11 protein-coding genes are annotated in these 16501 nt (G+C 57.7%); 4 read left to right on the forward strand and 7 right to left on the reverse strand.

Annotated features, from left to right (window positions below; genetic code table 11):
- Positions 1–59: 59 nt before the first annotated feature.
- The 5 genes from L6990_RS11440 to ftsY all read right to left on the reverse strand — a co-directional run bounded on the left by L6990_RS11440 (position 60) and on the right by ftsY (position 4861).
- Positions 60–398: a P-II family nitrogen regulator gene (locus tag L6990_RS11440; protein ID WP_237204339.1), complete on the reverse strand. Its 339-nt coding sequence runs from the start codon at positions 396–398 to the stop codon at positions 60–62.
- Positions 399–413: 15 nt separating this feature from the next.
- Positions 414–1667 (reverse strand): ammonium transporter, encoded by a 1254-nt coding sequence (locus L6990_RS11445; RefSeq protein ID WP_237204340.1) that lies wholly within the window; start codon positions 1665–1667, stop codon positions 414–416.
- Positions 1668–1931: 264 nt separating this feature from the next.
- A complete protein-coding gene (locus L6990_RS11450) occupies positions 1932–3317 on the reverse strand; it encodes an aldehyde dehydrogenase family protein (protein ID WP_237204341.1) in 1386 nt (461 codons plus the stop codon).
- Between the two features lie 21 nt (positions 3318–3338).
- A complete protein-coding gene (locus tag L6990_RS11455) occupies positions 3339–3707 on the reverse strand; it encodes a DUF4298 domain-containing protein (RefSeq protein WP_237204342.1) in 369 nt (122 codons plus the stop codon).
- Between the two features lie 131 nt (positions 3708–3838).
- On the reverse strand, positions 3839–4861 hold the full coding sequence (ftsY, locus tag L6990_RS11460; protein ID WP_440480507.1) for a signal recognition particle-docking protein FtsY: 1023 nt from the start codon (positions 4859–4861) through the stop codon (positions 3839–3841).
- 243 nt (positions 4862–5104) lie between these two features.
- Here ftsY and L6990_RS11465 point away from each other — a divergent pair, with 243 nt between their 5' ends.
- Positions 5105–6466, forward strand: coding sequence for an MFS transporter (locus L6990_RS11465; RefSeq protein ID WP_237204344.1), 1362 nt, complete (start codon positions 5105–5107; stop codon positions 6464–6466).
- A 62-nt stretch (positions 6467–6528) separates the two neighbouring features.
- Here the strand turns inward: L6990_RS11465 and L6990_RS11470 are convergent, their stop codons facing one another.
- Entirely contained in the window at positions 6529–7590 is a 1062-nt protein-coding gene (locus tag L6990_RS11470; protein ID WP_237204345.1) for an alpha/beta hydrolase, read from the reverse strand.
- Positions 7580–11116, reverse strand: a complete 3537-nt coding sequence (smc, locus tag L6990_RS11475) for a chromosome segregation protein SMC (protein WP_237204346.1) — start codon at positions 11114–11116, stop codon at positions 7580–7582. Before smc ends, L6990_RS11470 begins: the two co-directional genes overlap by 11 nt.
- Before the next feature lie 206 nt (positions 11117–11322).
- Here smc and L6990_RS11480 point away from each other — a divergent pair, with 206 nt between their 5' ends.
- The 3 genes from L6990_RS11480 (at position 11323) to L6990_RS11490 (ending at position 16225) form a co-directional block, all read left to right on the forward strand.
- A complete protein-coding gene (locus tag L6990_RS11480) occupies positions 11323–12354 on the forward strand; it encodes a 3-oxoacyl-ACP synthase III (RefSeq protein WP_237204347.1) in 1032 nt (343 codons plus the stop codon).
- 95 nt (positions 12355–12449) lie between these two features.
- A complete protein-coding gene (locus L6990_RS11485; protein WP_237204348.1) occupies positions 12450–15170 on the forward strand; it encodes an alpha/beta fold hydrolase in 2721 nt (906 codons plus the stop codon).
- Positions 15164–16225, forward strand: coding sequence for an NAD-dependent epimerase/dehydratase family protein (locus L6990_RS11490; RefSeq protein ID WP_237204349.1), 1062 nt, complete (start codon positions 15164–15166; stop codon positions 16223–16225). The genes L6990_RS11485 and L6990_RS11490 overlap by 7 nt, the downstream gene beginning before the upstream one ends.
- Positions 16226–16501: the final 276 nt, after the last annotated feature.

The following is a 16501-nucleotide window of genomic DNA, read 5'->3' on the forward strand; positions in this document are numbered from 1 at the left end:
TACCCAGCTCACCGGCGGCCTTGCGCCCCAGCAGTCTGACGAGGGGTAACTAGTGTTTCTTAAATCGCTGCCAAATCGCGTTCACCGGTGCTGACGCGCACCACCTCGTCCACGGGGCTTACCCAGACTTTGCCGTCCCCGGGTGATCCGGTGTTGGCGGTGGCAATAATAACACCGACAATATCGTCAGCTTGTGCGTCATCAGCCAGAATCTCTAGACGGACCTTGGGAATGAGCCGGACCTTGTATTCCTTACCGCGATAGATCTCGGTGTGCCCGCCTTGCCTGCCGTAGCCACTGGCCTCAGAAACCGTCATGCCGTCTACGCCCAGATTTTCTAGGGCGATCTTGATGTCTTCAAACTTTTCAGGCTGAATCAGTGCCGTCACCAATTTCATGTTGCTGCCCCTCTCTTACTTTTCTGCCAAGGCACCTGATGCCGGTGCCATGGCGTATGCGGTTTCTGCGTGCTGGGCCAGGTCGATGCCCTGCACCTCCTGCTTCTCACTGACGCGGAAGCCCATGAAACGGTGGATGGGGATCACAATAATCAGGGTGAGAACCGCACAGAAAATCACGGAGATGATAGTTGCGATACTCTGCGTTATCAGCAGCCCCAGACCGCCACCGTAGAAGAGTCCGGCTGTACCGGTCTCTGGGGTAGCGATGAACCCGAGTGCCAGCGTACCGATGATGCCTGACACCAGGTGAACACCCACAACGTCCAGGGAGTCATCGTAACCAAGGCGGTACTTGAGGCCAACAGCCCAGCCCGATGCCACACCGGCGACTACGCCCAGGGCGATAGCCCCCACCGGGTTAATGTTGGCACAGGCCGGGGTGATTGCCACCAGCCCTGAAACTAGACCGGACGCAGCGCCAAGGGAGGTAGCGTGGCCGTCTCGAATGCGTTCCAGGAGGGACCAGCCCAGCATGGCGGCTGCAGGAGCGGCGAGGGTGTTGACCCAAATCAGACCCGCCTGCGCGCCGTCCGAAGCGGCACCCACATTGAAACCAAACCAGCCGAACCAAAGGATGGCCGCGCCCAGCATGACCAGGGGTAGGTTGTGGGGACGCTGGTCGGGGTCTTTACCAAAGCCCTTGCGAGCGCCCAGAACCAAAGCGAGAATCAACCCGGCGACGCCTGCATTGATGTGAATCACCAGCCCACCGGCAAAGTCGATAGCTTCGCCAAAAATTGACCCAATCCAGCCTTCTTCACCGAAGAGACCGCCGCCCCAGACCATAAAAGCAAGTGGGCAGTAGACCAGGGTGAGCCAGAGCGGAACAAAAATACACCAGGCCCCAAAACGAGCGCGATCGGCGATAGAACCGGAAATAATGGCCAGCGCGATGATGGCGAAGGTTGAGCTAAACGCTACCGCCAGCAGGTCGGTGCCACCGGATGCAAGAGTTGAAGATAGCCCGAAGTCGCTGAAGGGTGAGCCTACAATATTGGGGATGAGCGCGTCCCCGCCGCTCATACCGTACCCCCAAAGCACCCAGCAGACACTGACCAGCCCCATTGAGATGATGGACATCATCATCATATTGAGGGCTGACTTAGCTCGTGTCATGCCGCTGTAGAACAGTGCCAGACCGGGAGTCATGAACAGAACCAGTGCTGCGGCAACAATCGTCCACACGTCAGTTGCGGTGAGTTCCATGCCTCTTACCCCTTTCAAACCGTTTCGAGACAATTCCTGAAAGAAACTGTGCGCGGGACGTTACCCCGCAGTGTTGTATTGACAGGTTCTATTCAACAGGAGCAATGTTTCGGCGGGTGTGGGGTTCAAGTTTCCTGTGAGTTACACCGGGCAGGGTTTTGTTGCAGCGATGAAAAATGGGGTTACGGCCAGGTTACTGGGAGTAACGGGAGCATTTCGGTCTCAGGTTTACACAGATATCTGAGCACTTCTAACAACGGTTTGCTAGGCGAGCAGCTTTTTAATGATATTTTCCTTGAAGCCCCTGTAAGGCGGGTAAATCGCCCGCAGGGTGTCCGGCAAGAGGGGCTTGGTGAAAACAACCTTGTCGTGGCTGAAAATTTCTACCGATTTCTGCCCGTGATAGGCACCCATACCGGATTCCCCCACCCCACCGAAAGGCCAGTCATGAGGTGAAAGATGCACCAGGGCTGCCCCAAAGACCAGCCCGCCACTCGAGGTTTCAGCAACCAGACGCCGTTGGTTTTCCTGCGAAACAAACCCATAGAGCGCCAGCGGTTTATCACGTCCATTGATGAAGTTCAGCGCCTGATCCATGTTTTTCATGGCTACCAGGGGCAGAATGGGGCCGAATATTTCCTCCGTCATCACCGGGCTTTCCAGGGACGCAGGGCTCAGCAGGGTCGGCTGGATGTAACGATCCGCAGCGTTAGAATCTCCGCCGTGCTCAACGATTCCTTGGCTGAGATAAGACATCAGACGCTGATGGTGCCGGTCGTTGATGATGCGCCCATAATCCGTTGAGGCCTGCGGGTCAGCGCCGAAAAATTCTGTAATAGCCGTTTGCAGCTCCGCGAGCAACTGCCGCTCCACACCGTCCAGCACCAGAACATAGTCCGGGGCAACACAGGTTTGCCCGGCGTTCAAGAATTTTGCCCAAGCGATACGTCGCGCAGCAATGCCCACATCGGTGGTGCCGTCCACCACCACCGGTGACTTACCACCCAATTCCAAGGTAATGGGGGTCAGATTTTCGGCAGCAGCGCGAGCAACAATACGCCCCACCTGCCCGTTACCGGTATAGAAAATATGGTCAAAAGGCTGGGCTAGCAGCTCGGTTGTCTCTTCGACCCCGCCTTCCACCAGGGCGATAGCACGAGGGTCTAGGTAACGCGGCACCAGCTGAGCCAAGAGATGAGAGACTCCCCCAGCAACCTCACTGGGTTTAAGGACCACCGTATTGCCCGCAGCTAGCGCACCAATTAGCGGGGCAAAAAGCAGCTGCACCGGGTAGTTCCAAGGAGCTATGATGAGCACCGTGCCCAGGGGCTCTCGCACCAGGGATGCCCGCCCCGGCATCAAGCTCAGGGGCACATTCAACCGGCGCGGCGCCGTCCATTTCTTGAGGTTTTTGAGGGCGTAATCGATGGCAGAAACCGTGATACCAATTTCGGTCATGTGCGCTTCGAGCGCTGACTTACCCAGATCTCTGGCAAGTGCATCTTGGATCTCTGCACTGTTCTCCGTCAGCAGAGCACGTAGGGCAAGTAATTGCTCGCGCCGCCAGCTACGCGGCTTGGTCGCACCGCTGGCAAAATGCCGGTGAAGGGCTGTAACGGTTGATTCAATCGTGTGAAAATCTGTCGTCATGGCTTGTTAGCTTCCTCAGGTTTACCGTTGATCTGAGGCTGGCTTCAGCAATTGTGAAGCGAGGTCTACCATCTCAACCGCACAGCTGTACCAGAGGCTCAAAGCATCATAAGCGGCGTCCTCGCTGAGCACACCGGCGGTACCCACCGGTTCAAAGGTTCCGCGGTCCATGACTTCCCTATCATCATGCCAATGCTCGCTACCGTAGTAGTCCTCTAGCTGACGGTAGGCCGCCAACCCGGCTCGGGCTCTGTCAAGTGCAGTCTGCAGGGCACGAGCCTGCTCTTGAGCCACCCCTAGGGCGGCCTCCATCTCCTGCACGCGTTGGTGCCGATCGTTCTGGTGCCGATCATTGATTTCTACTCGACCGGTAGTATCCTCGATATTCATTCTTCAACTCTAATCCTGCTGGCGACCTCTGTCTGCCGCAGTGGCGGCCTAAACACCAAAAAAACCGGGAGCCACTCACATGAGCAGCTCCCGGTTTTATCTGCGGGTGCAGTAGATAATATTCTGGGTCTTTAGTCCAGCAGGGCATCCACAAAGGCTGCCGGCTCAAAGGGCGCCAGGTCATCCGGGCCTTCGCCCAGACCAATGAGCTTAACGGGTACACCCAGCTCTTCCTGGATCGCCACAACGATGCCACCCTTAGCAGAACCATCCAGCTTGGTGAGCACGATGCCGGTAATCTGCACGACCTCAGAGAACACCTTGGCCTGAATCATGCCGTTCTGACCGGTGGTGGCGTCAATAACCAGCAGCACCTCGGTCACCGGGGCTTCCTTTTCTACGACGCGCTTGATTTTGCCTAACTGGTCCATCAGACCGGCCTTATTCTGCAGGCGACCAGCGGTGTCAATCATGACGGTATCAACACCGCGTTCTTTGCCCACCTTGACTGCTTCAAAGGCGACGGAAGCGGGGTCTGCACCGTCCTTATCGCTACGCACAGTGTCAACCCCCACGCGGTCGCCCCAGGTCTGTAGCTGGTCGGCGGCAGCGGCACGGAAGGTGTCTGCCGCACCCAGCAACAGGTTTTTGTCTTCAGCTACCATCACACGTGCCAGCTTACCGACGGTGGTCGTCTTACCCACGCCGTTGACACCCACCACCAGGACCACGCCGGGGTCACTCCCCTCGCCGTCCAAGTTCAGGGAGCGGTCGGTGTCTTCACCAACAATCTTTAGTAGCTCTTCGCGCAGCATGGCTTTCACTGCCGCAGGGTTCTCGGTGCCCTCGACGCGCACGCGTGACTGCAAAGCTTCGACCAGTCGCTGGGAGGGACCAGACCCCAAATCTGCCAGGAGCAGGGTTTCTTCAACCTCGTCCCAGACATCCTGGTCAATTTTGTCGCGGGATAGCAAAGCCAGCAGGCCCTTACCCAGAAGGTTATTAGAGCGCGATAGGCGAGCACGCAACCGCACCAAACGTCCCTGGGCTGAGGCCGGCTTTTCAATGGTGGTGACCGGATCCCCCTGCGCTGGGGCATCGTCAGCATCGCGGGTGGTCTCGTAACCACCGGGAGGTGCCTTGGGGCCGCGCATCAGCACAAAGAGCACGCCACCCAAAACCAGCACACCCAGCAGTATGTACACAATCAGAGTCAAAGTATCATTCACATCTTCTAGCTTGCCATATCCTCCCGTATCAGGCTAAGGGCAGCAGTAAGAATTCCGCTCAGGGGCATAGTGGCTATTGGCTCTACCCTAAAGACGGGGCTCTGGGGTAGCTTAAAGGAATACGAATAAGAGCTGAGTAAAGAACCGGAATAGAGATAACACGCGCCTATGAGCAAACACATTCCCACCCCATCTATGGATACCGGAGCGATACCCGTTATCCCCCAGTCGGTGCGTAACGAAAGCCTTAAGGACCAGCCACCACGCCCCAAGCCCACCGTCAAGGTGCCAACCCAAATTAAAGTGCTGATTGCAGCGTCCTTTCTGATTGCCCTGGGGTACGGGCTGGTTGCACCGGTGCTTCCCAGCTTCGCGCGCAGTTTTGATGTGGGCGCTATGGCAGCCACCTTCGTCGTCTCAGCTTTTGCCCTCACCAGGCTCCTTTTCGCCCCTACCAGCGGTAAACTCATCACCCGGTTCGGCGAGCGCAAAATCTATTCCACAGGTCTCCTCATTGTGGCTTTGGGCTCACTGGGCGCCGGACTCTCGGTCAATTACCCCATGCTCATCGCCTCTCGCGCTGTGGGCGGCATCGGCTCGGTCATGTTCACGGTGGCAGCAATGGCCATCCTGGTGCGTAACTCTCCCCCGGCGATTCGCGGTAGGGTCTCGGGCTACTACGCCACCTCTTTCTTGCTGGGTAACATTCTTGGCCCGGTACTGGGCGCTCTAGCAGCTGGCTGGGGCATGCGCATGCCTTTCTTTGTCTATGCTCTGTTGCTCTTCGGGGCAGCTACCGTAGTGCTGACCAAGCTGAAAGAGGAACCCCAGGAGGTTAACCTCAACACCCAGGGCATTGCCGTACCCAAAAAAGCCCTAACGTTGAAAGAGGCTTGGGGGTTCACCAACTTCCGCTCCGCTCTCTTCACCAACTTCGCAGTCGGCTGGTCGGTCTTCGGGCTGCAAAGCTCGGTCATTCCTTTGGCAGCTGTGGCGGTGCTGGCTGACTTTCACCGCAACGAGACCGGCTACGACGCAGCCGCGCGCGGCGCTACGCTCGCCGGTTTCACACTAGCCACATACGCGGCAGGTAACGCTCTGACGCAGATTTACTCGGGCAAGATGGGTGACCGTATTGGCCGCCGGCCCATGATCTTTGCCGGTTTGCTGCTCTCGGGTTCTGTCACGTTAGTCTTTGGTTTTATTAATCACCCGGCTGCCTTCGTGGCAACCGCTGTGCTTTTGGGTATTGGTTCGGCGCTACTGGGCCCGTCCCTGCAGGCCTCCCTATCTGATGTCATTGGAAACAAACGCTCAGGCGGTCAGCCGCTTGCCTACTACCAGATGGTCTCTGACATCGGCCTCATTATCGGCCCGCTGGTAGCAGGTGCCATCATTGATGCCGCCGGTTTCTTCCCTGCCTTCGTGCTCTGCGCAGGTCTACTGCTGGTAGCCTCTCTCGGGTGGTTGCCAGGCCTCAAGCCCAAGTTCCCAGCAGATGTCGCCGAAGAGGGATATACCGGTAAATAAAGCCTCTAATACACGTTAAAAAGGAGTGGCCGCACACTAATGTGCGGCCACTCCTTTGTTATTTACTTCTGGGGTGCGAAGCAGGTTTCAACCGCACGCTGGTAAGCAGCCGAACAGTTGGCACGCGCCGTCCTAGCCAGAGCTGTCCAGGTGAATTGGTCAAAGCCGTGGAAGCCGCCCTCATACAGGTCATAAGTTACTGGCACGCCAGCGCCCTGAAGAGCCTCAACATAGTCCACAGTTTCGTCGAGGAAGGGATCCTGCAAACCAATAAAGGTGTAGGCAGGGGGCAACCCCGCAAAGGACTCCGCCCGCGCAGGCGCCGCGTAGGCTGGCACCCTGTTACTTCCAAAGAGGTCACCCAAATAGAGTTCCCAAGCAAGGCGGTTCTTGGTTTCATCCCAGATCAACTCTTCATTGCCCATCATCGACGCAGTGTCCATGCGGTCGTTCATCATGGGGTACAGCGGCAGCTGGAAAGCAAGCTGCACCTCACCCGTATCTCGGGCCTTAAGCGCCAGCGCAACCGCCAGACCGCCACCGGCACTCATGCCACCAATAAACAACTGATCAGGGTTAGTACCCAAGGCCCGCCAATTATCGCGAGTCCACAAGAGCGCAGCATAAGAGTCATCAAAGGCAGCCGGATAAGGCGCCTGCACCGAGGTACGGTATTCAGGGGCAATCACCACCGTGTCAGTGGTCAGCACAAAGTCAGCAATACTGCGCACTTCAGCCGAGGCGCTGCCACGGGCATACCCACCCCCATGTAACCAGAACAGAGCCGTGGAGCCGCGCCCGGCATCCCCACCCACCCGCTTCTTAGCGCGGTAAATGTAGAGGGGTAACGGCCCCGCCGGGCCATCAATCATGATGCGTGAAATATCAATCCGGCGGTGGGTGGGGATATCAATATCATGGGCGGTTGGCTTGCTTCTTGGGGCGTTAACAAGCTCTGACATGCTGGAAAAACCAGTGTAGCGGCTTACCAGCCAACCGGGCAGTAGCAGTTCCTTATCGGTCTGCGGGTAGCGGGAACTCAAGGTTGCCAGCCCCACCCCAGTGGCACCCAAACCGGCAGCTAGCACGCCTCCGGCAGCGAATAGCTTTTTCTTAGCTGTCATTCTTTTCTGCTCCTTCTGTTACCGCAGATGCCACATCAGCACCACGCTGCGAGATCACTGTAGAAACACCCTCTCGCATGGAAATACCGTACAGCGTATCAGCGCTGCTCATGGTGCGCTGGTGGTGAGTCACCATAATGAGCTGGGAAATTTCCCTGAGTCTCTCCAGTACCCCCAGCAGACGTCCCAGGTTTCGGTCGTCCAAGGCAGCTTCAACTTCATCCAGCACGTAGAAGGGCGCTGGTTTAGTCATAAAAATTGCCAGCAAGAGAGCCAGGGACGCCAGAGAGCGCTCACCGCCGGAGAGCAGGGATAGGCGGCTCACCTTTTTACCGGCAGGGCGGACCTGCAGATCAATGCCGCTGTTCTGGGGGTCTGTGGGATCAGCCAACACCAGTTGGCCGACGCCGCCGGGGAAAAGCTCGGCAAAAATCTGTTCGAACTGTTCTTGCACTTGGGTGAAGGTCTGCTCAAATGATTTCTCAATGTGTTCTGAGACGTCTTTCATGACGGCGCGCAGGTCAGACCTGCTGTTCTTGAGATCCCTCACCTGCTCCTGCAGATAATCGTGCCGCTGTTTCAGTGCTTCGAACTCTTCCAATGCCAACGGGTTGACTACGCCCAGACGCTTCAGCTCTTTCTCAGCAGCCGCCAGATCATGTTCAAGCTGATCCCGGGAAACAGGGCTCTCAGTTGAGTCAGCTGCATCTGATGTGCCCTGTTGCGCCGCAGCAAGAAGGTCTTCGAGCCCCTGCCCTAACTCATCAAGGGCGCGATTCTCCAGGGCTTCCCACCGCGCTTCCAATCGGGCACGAGAAGCCGCTGCCTCAGCCTTTAGAGTCAATGCGGCGGCAACGCTCTTTTGAGCACCATCGAGTTCCTGACGTACACCAGCTATCTCTTCGCGCAGACCGAGCACGGCTTGCTGGCAGGCTTCGTACTCCTGGCCCTGCTTTTCAAGACAACCGGCCACTGCCGCTAACAGCGCTTTTGCTGATTTTTGAACTCGAACAGCCCGCTTGCGCCTCAAACGCCCTTCTTCTTCTCTTTCTTGTGCGCTCTCTTGGGCACGTTGCACAGCCTCAAGGGCTGTTTTTGCCTGGGCTACTCTAGCATCGGTGCTCTCTTTGAGTTCTTTGAGGTGGGCATGCTCAGACTGAGCCAAGGTCAGACGACGGCTCATTTCGGCGGCATCTGCTCGTGCCAGAGTCAGAACCTGTGTAAGTTTTTCGCGCTGGTCAACAGGTTTCTGGGCAAAGCAAGCATCCAGGGCGTCGGTTGCAGCCTGCAGTTCAGCGCCAGCTTCCTCAAGAAAATCGGCTGCTCGCTTTGCTCTCTCTGATAGGCGTGATGTTTCGGCGCCGGTGGTTTCAGCTCTGGCTTGGAGCGCTGCTAATTCAGTGCTGGCTTTGGCAAGGGCGTTTCGGTCAGCACCCAGGGTGCGGGCAATGCCCTGTTCTTCTTCAGCAGCTTTTTGGTGGGCACTCTGAGCGTCATCGCTTGACTGCTGAGCTGCTCGATAGGCAGCTTGAGCCTCGTGGAGTTCTTCGGTGACATCCGCCAGCTGGCTATACAGTTCGACTGCCTCAGCGCCGTCCGCAGAATAAAGCACCGAACTAGAGGTTCGCACAATACCCTCCTGACTAACCAACCTCACCTGAGGGTAGCGAGCGAGGAGCGTGCGCGCTTGCGCATCACTATCACAAAAAACTAGGTTGCCCAGAGAGATGAGCAAAAGCTGTTGAAGTGACTCAGGGGCTTGGACCAGGTCAGCAAAGCAATAGACTCCCTTCTCACTATAAAGTTCATCTAGAGGTTCATTTTGACTCACGGCATTCTGGTGGGGAGCAAACAGAGCTGACACCGCCTGCTGAGGTTCCTTACCGTCCTCACGGACGAGTGCAGCAGCTAGCTGCCCCAGGGCAACCCCTACTGCCTTTTCCCACCCCTTCTTGACGCTAATGAGAGAGGCAACTTCTTTGGCTCCATCTGATGTAGCGTCAGCGGTCGCGTCGCTACTACCAGGCTGGGTGGTGTCATAGCTAATTGCCGCTTCGAGAGCTTCACATCTTGCTAACAGGGATTCAACTTTGACTTCAGCTTGATGAACCTGCTGCAAGCTCTTCTTCTCTGCCGAATCTGCCCCCACCCTAGCTAACCGTGCTAAGGCTTCAGCTTCCTCGCCGTCTTCAACCTTTTGCTGAAGTTCAGCAACGGCATCCCGGGCAGCTGCTATTTCTTTCTCAGAGCCTGCCGCTTTATCCGTGAATTCTTCCAGCTCATCGCGGCGGCTTGCGCACTCCGCTTCGGCTCGGTCATGTGAAGCACGGGCTAGGGCCAGTTGGCCAGTGAGTCGGGCGGATTCTTCCCGGTAGGTAGTTCGCGCTTGCTCAGCCTGTTCTAGGCTTTCGGTAGCTTCGGTGACGGCAAGTTCAGCTTCCTCAGCACGACCCCGAGCAGCTTCTACCTGCTTCTGAGCATCGTTCAGAGCCTGCTTGATACGCTGAGCTTCCTGCTCTTCACTCAGCAGAGTTGCCTGGGCTTTCTCCAGCTGTTCGCCGTCGTCGGCAAAATCGCTACTGTTTCCTGCCTTCAAGCGTTCACTAGCAATCAGTTCAACCGTTTGGGCACGGTGCTGCACCGATTCAGCACGTGCCAACAGCTCCCTGAAACTGTCACGCTCAGCGGTTTTAGCTTTCTCTTGAGCGGCTAAGGTCTCAAGACGTTGTTTCAGCGATTCCCGCTTGAGATGAGCTTCTCCTTGCAGCGCACCAGTTCGTTCGTTGGCAGCAGCCTCTTCATTCCGCCTGCTTTCCAGCTGCTGAGCATCAAGTACCAGCAATCCTTTTTTAGCTGAACGGACGCGAGTAGCCACAACAGATGCTGAGCGGGCAGCCTCCGCCTGCTCCCGGCGCCCTTCTAGCTGCTGGCTTAGCTCACTCGCCAAATCTTCAAGGCGGTCTAGGTTGCCTTTCATAGCTTCTAGCCTGGCAGCGGTTTTACCCTGACGCTTACGGTATTTTACGAGACCAGCTGCCTCCTCAATGAGTTCCCGGCGGTCAGCTGCTGAACCGTGCAAAATTTTGTCAAGCTGCCCCTGACCTACCAGTGAATGAAGTTCTCTACCCAAACCGGCGTCCGAAAGAAGATCTTGCACATCTGATAAGCGGGCGGGGTTGCCATTGATTTCATAGTCAGAGCCACCGGCAGAAAACATGGTGCGTGCAAGAGAAATTTCAGTGTAGGGCAGGTCGAGTGAGCCATCGGTATTGTCGATTACCAGTTCCACCCGCGCACGCCCTAAGGCTGTGCGCCCTGAACCTCCGGCAAAGATGACGTCTTTCATTGAGCCACCTCTGAGAGCAGATGCACCTTGTGCGCCTAATACCCAGGTCAGGGCGTCTACCACATTGGATTTACCCGACCCGTTGGGCCCGACAATGGCGTTAAGCCCGGGTTCGAATTCAAACACCGTTGCTGAAGCAAAGGATTTGAAGCCACGCACGGTTAAAGATTTAAGGTGCATCAGGAGCTTTCGAGTCGGTGATAGGTAGTAGGTTTTTCTGCGCTATCAACTGTACCCTAGCTCTTTTTGCCCTACATAGGTGTGAGAATCACCCGTCAGCTCAATTGAGCATATTTAAAATTTCGGGGCGTAAAATGTAAATTGATTAAGCGCCCACCCATGTGCTGGGCGCGTGTTCTCTCCCACCTGACATGCTAGAAGAGTAGATGACTGCCAACTCAGATATCCGTCACCGCAATGCGTCGCTGATTTCCATCACGCGAGTGCTACCCCCTGAAACGGTGAGTAGCTCCTACTTTGATGAACAGTTGGCTCAGACCTATAAGCGCCTTAAAATGCCTAAGGGCCTACTGGAACGCTTGGCGGGGATTACCGAACGTCGCTCCTGGGGTGCAGGTATGACCTTTGAGGACGGCGCGGTGGCCGCCGGCGAGCAAGCACTAGCAGCCGCCGGTATTGATAAGGAGCAGGTGGGTCTGCTCATCAATGCTTCCGTTACACGCGATAACTTTGAACCGGCTGTTGCCGTGGGTGTTCACGACCGCTTGGGGTTGCCCCGCCATGCTCTAACCTTTGATATCACCAACGCCTGCTTGGGCTTTGTGAACGCTATGACGGTCGCATCAACCATGATTGATGCTGGTGCTATTGACTACGCCCTGATTGTTGCTGGCGAAGACCCCTCACCCTGGCACGCTACTGCCCTGCGCCAGCTCAACCGCCCCGATTCCACCCGTGATGATGTGTTGGCACAGTTCGCCACCCTGACCTTGGGCTCAGGCGCTGCGGCAGCAGTACTGGGACGCTCGGATCTGCACCCAGATGCCCACAAGATTGTGGGGTCGGTGACCCGTGCCGGCACCGAACACCGTGATCTGTGCGTTGGCGGCGAAGCAGATACGGGCATGAACACCGATGCAGCGGGCCTGCTCAAACACGGACTGGAGCTCGTGGCTGAAGCCTGGGAAGAAGCCTCCCAGAACGGCTGGGACTGGTCCAACATGACCTCCTACGTCACCCACCAGATTTCCAATGCGCATACCAACGCCATTATCGAGGCTGTTGATTTGGACCGCGAGCGCCTTCCCCTGACCTTCCCGGTGTGGGGCAACGTGGCTGCTGCCGCCCTGCCTATGACGTTGGCTGAAGATTCGGTCAAGTACAGCAAGGGTGACCGTATTCTCTGCCTGGGTGTTGGATCCGGTTTGAATACCGCCCTGATGGAAATCACCTGGTAAATATTTTGTGAGGACGCCTGCCCCGGCTTGGCGCCAGACACCTGGAACAAGGCACCTGGCGCTATGCCGGGGCTGGTTATCTATAGAGGTTGAAAATGATTGAACAGCTTACCCCCCGCCCCTCTGACTGGCCCGGCGTTACCCCGGAGTGGTCGCACACGCTGGCTGTGCCCTCAACTGCTTCGGTTGAGGGTGAAGGTAGCGTGCGTACCTGGCACTACCTGGATAACCTTGCTGCACTAGAGGCTGCTGGTAAAGAGCCGGTGGGCACCGTGCTCTGCGTTCACGGTAATCCCACTTGGTCTTACCTATGGCGGTCTGTAGTAACTGCAGCCAGCGAAGGTGAGCAGCCCTGGCGAGTGGTTGCTGTTGATCAGCTTGAGATGGGCTTTTCAGAGCGCACGGGCTTGGCACGTTCACTAGCAGACCGCATTACTGACTTAGGTGACTTCACCTCCGCGCTGGGCCTTGACTCAACCGATGTACCGCTGGTGACTTTGGCTCATGACTGGGGAGGTCTCATCTCCCTAGGCTGGGCACTGCGCCACCGCGATATTCTTTCGGGCATCATGCTCACCAACACCGCAGTCTTCCACGATTCAGCCGAGAAAATCCCGGCGGCCTTGCAGGCAGCACTCTCCCCCGCCCTGCACTCCTGGGCAACCCGAGGTTCCACCGCCTTCATTGACGTGACGCTGGGGCTAGCCCAGGCGCCAGGCGGCCTGCCGGCAGAGGTTAAGAAAACCTACAAGCTGCCCTACACCACCGCTGAGCACCGCACCGGTGTACGCAATTTCGTGGCGGATATCCCCGCTACTGAAGCCGCGGCGTCCTACCGACCCATGGTTCAGGTAGCTGAAGGTATCAAGGAGCTGGACGTTCCTGCACTCATGCTTTGGGGTACCAAAGACCCGGTCTTCCAGCGCCGTTACATGGCAGATTTGGCGACCCGCCTACCTCATGCTGATATTCACCGCTTTGAGAATGCCAGCCACTTGGTGGCAGAAGATGAAGATATTGCCACCCCCATTTTTGATTGGCTGGACCAGCACTTCATCAGTCAGCAAACGGCACGTTCTCTTCATGTGCAGGCTCGTGAGCAGCTGAACCCTGCAGGTGATAATTACCGCCCTATGATTGCCGAGGTTGAGGCACGTGCAGAAGATACTAGCCTCGCTGTCGTTGACATGGACGCCGCCGGTGACGGTACCTCCGTTGCCCGGCAGCTCACCTGGCAGCAGCTGGACGCCGAGGTCACCCGAGTAGCCGCAGGTCTGCATAAGCTGGGCGTGCAGCGCGGTGACCGTGTGAACCTTCTGGTGACCCCCGGTATTGATTTGACCGTACTCATGTACGCCTGCCTCAAGCTGGGAGCTGTGATTGTGGTGGCTGATACCGGTCTGGGGCTCAAGGGTATGACGCGCGCGCTCAAGGGCGCCCGCCCCACCTGGCTCATCGGCATTCCTACTGCCCTCACTGCGGCCCGTACCCTGGGGTGGCCCGGTACTCGCATCGCCGCTACAGCGCTCAAGCCGGCAGTAGCCCGTGCTCTAGGGGTTGTGAGGTCAGTCGCTGACTTTGAGACGCCCTCTACCTTCGAGCTCACCTACCCGCAGCCTGACGCGGACGCTGCGATTCTTTACACCTCGGGCTCCACTGGTCCGGCTAAGGGTGTGGTCTACACCCATCGCCAGTTGGCTGCCATGCGCGATGCCATTGCTGGCACCTACGATTTATCGGAAGGTAGCGGTCTAGTAGCTGGCTTCGCTCCCTTTGCTTTACTGGGACCAGCGCTGGGTGCCACCAGCGTCACCCCCACCATGGATGTCACCAAGCCTAAAACTCTGACCGCCTCAGCCCTGGCGTCGGCTGCGGCAGCTATCGATGCCACTACTGTTTTTGCCTCCCCTGCGGCCATTATGAACGTCATTGCTACAGCCGGTGACCTCAACGCACAACAAAGGGACGCCCTGGGCAAGGTAGGCACCGTGCTCTCAGCAGGTGCCCCCATTACCTCTGCCCTCTTAGCTCAGCTACAGGACGTTATGCCAGCCGCTGCCCTGCACACCCCCTATGGCATGACCGAGGCGCTACCGACCACCGATGTCTCTTTCGAGACAATCCAGCAGGCAGAAGCGGACGCCGCAGACGGCATGCTAGGCGCTGGTGGGGGTGTCTGCGTGGGCAAGCCTGTCTTCGGTGCACGAGTACAAATCGCTCCTTTGCTCGCCGATGGGTCTGCCAGTGCAGACGTGACAGAGGAACCCGGTGTGACGGGTGAAATCCTGGTCTCTGCACCCCACGTAAAGGATCGATACGACACCCTCTGGGTTACCGAAGGTGTCTCTACGGCAACCCCAGGCTGGCATCGCACCGGCGATGTGGGGCATTTCGATGCCGCTGGTCGCCTCTGGGTTGAGGGGCGTCTAGCTCACGTGCTGGTCACCGGTCAGGGAGTGCTGACCCCCGTTGCCCTGGAACAGGCAGCAGAGCTGGTACCCGGCGTCCGCCGGGCTGCCGCCGTTGCCGTGGGGCAGCCCGGCGCGGCATCCCCGGTGATTGTTGCCGAGGTAGGCACCAGCTTTGAGGGTAAGAAAACCCGCGCAGGCCGGGCACCGGTCGCGCTGACCCAGCAGGTACGCCAGGCGGTGTTGGAAGAAACCGGTATTGAGATTTCAGCAGTGCTAATGGTTGCCGAGCACCCCACGGATGTGCGCCATAACTCCAAGATTGATCGCCCGGTATTAGCGACCTGGGCTCGCAAGGTGCTGGCTGGCAAGAAGGCTCGCGTGGGCAAAGGAGTAATCGCATGGTAGTCTCACTGCGCCCTATTACCGCTTCAGATTTTGCGCCCCGCCTCGGCGAGCGGGTGCTGCTCACCGGCGCTTCAGGCATGTTGGGCAGAGAAACCGTCTTTGCCCTGCTGCGAGCTGGCTACGATGTTCGCGCCTTCCAGCGGGGGGATGCTGGTATCGCTGAGCTGCTGCCAGCGTCGGTTGCCGATTGTTTTTCACAGGTGCGCGGTTCGGTCAATGACGCAGCGGCACTCAGCCTAGCCCTCGATGGTGTGGATGGCATCATTCACATGGCCGCTAAAGTATCGGTGGTCGGTGATTGGGCTGATTATGAGCGAGTCAATATTGAGGGAACCCGTGCCCTGCTGGACGCCGCGCGGGAAGCCGGTATCGGTAAGTTCCTCAATACATCCTCACCCTCGGTTGCCCACACCGGCAGTGCCATTGAAGGTGAGGGTAACCCACCGGCATCCCCCGAGCATGCCCGGGGTAACTACGCCCGTTCTAAGGCAGCAGCTGAGCAACTAGCGCTGAGCTACGATTCGGCCGATTTCTGGGTGGGCGTCATGCGCCCGCATTTAGTCTGGGGCCCCGGTGATACCCAGCTGGTTGAGCGCGTCCTTGAACGCGCCGCTGCCGGGCGTCTGCCCCTACTCAATGATGGCACTGCCCTGATTGATACGCTCTACATTGATAACGCTGCGGACGCTTTTGTGCGTGGTTACCAGCGCCTTGAACAGATTCATGGCACCCCGCTGGTAGTCACTAATGGGCAACCACGAACGGTAGCGGAAATTCTGGCTGGAATGTGCACCGCCTGCGGCGTGCCTGCACCCTCCCGTTCACTCCCTGCCCGTCTGGCGGTGGGTCTCGGGCTAGCCCTGGAAAAGATTTGGGCACTCCGCGGTACGGACGAGATCCCGCCCATGACGAGTTTCTTAGCCGAGCAGCTCTCGACCTCCCACTGGTTTGATCAAAGCCTCACCCAGCAGCTGCTGAACTGGACGCCCGCAGTGAGCCTGGAAGAGGGCTACACCAAGCTGGGTGCCTTCTACGGGGACCGGTTCAGCGGCTGATTCTCACGTGGTTTTGTGCTCTCAGCCAGCTGGCTCGGGGCTGGCGTGAATCGCCTCGTGAGCGCTAGCGAACCGGGCGAGAGGGTCAGCTGGCTGAGAGCACAAAACCATGTGTAGTGAATGCTGTTGTCTAAATCTTTATGCCACGCGGTCTACGTTGACAGTGCGGGATGAAGTGCCCGGATGCGAGCGCGCGAGCATGCAAGAGGGCACGCAATCGGTGCCCGCCTAGTTCACGCTCTTATACCTTGACCCCGCGTGGTCTACGTTGACAGT

The organism is Rothia endophytica (assembly GCF_928381505.1).
Lineage (GTDB): Bacteria > Actinomycetota > Actinomycetes > Actinomycetales > Micrococcaceae > Rothia > Rothia endophytica_A.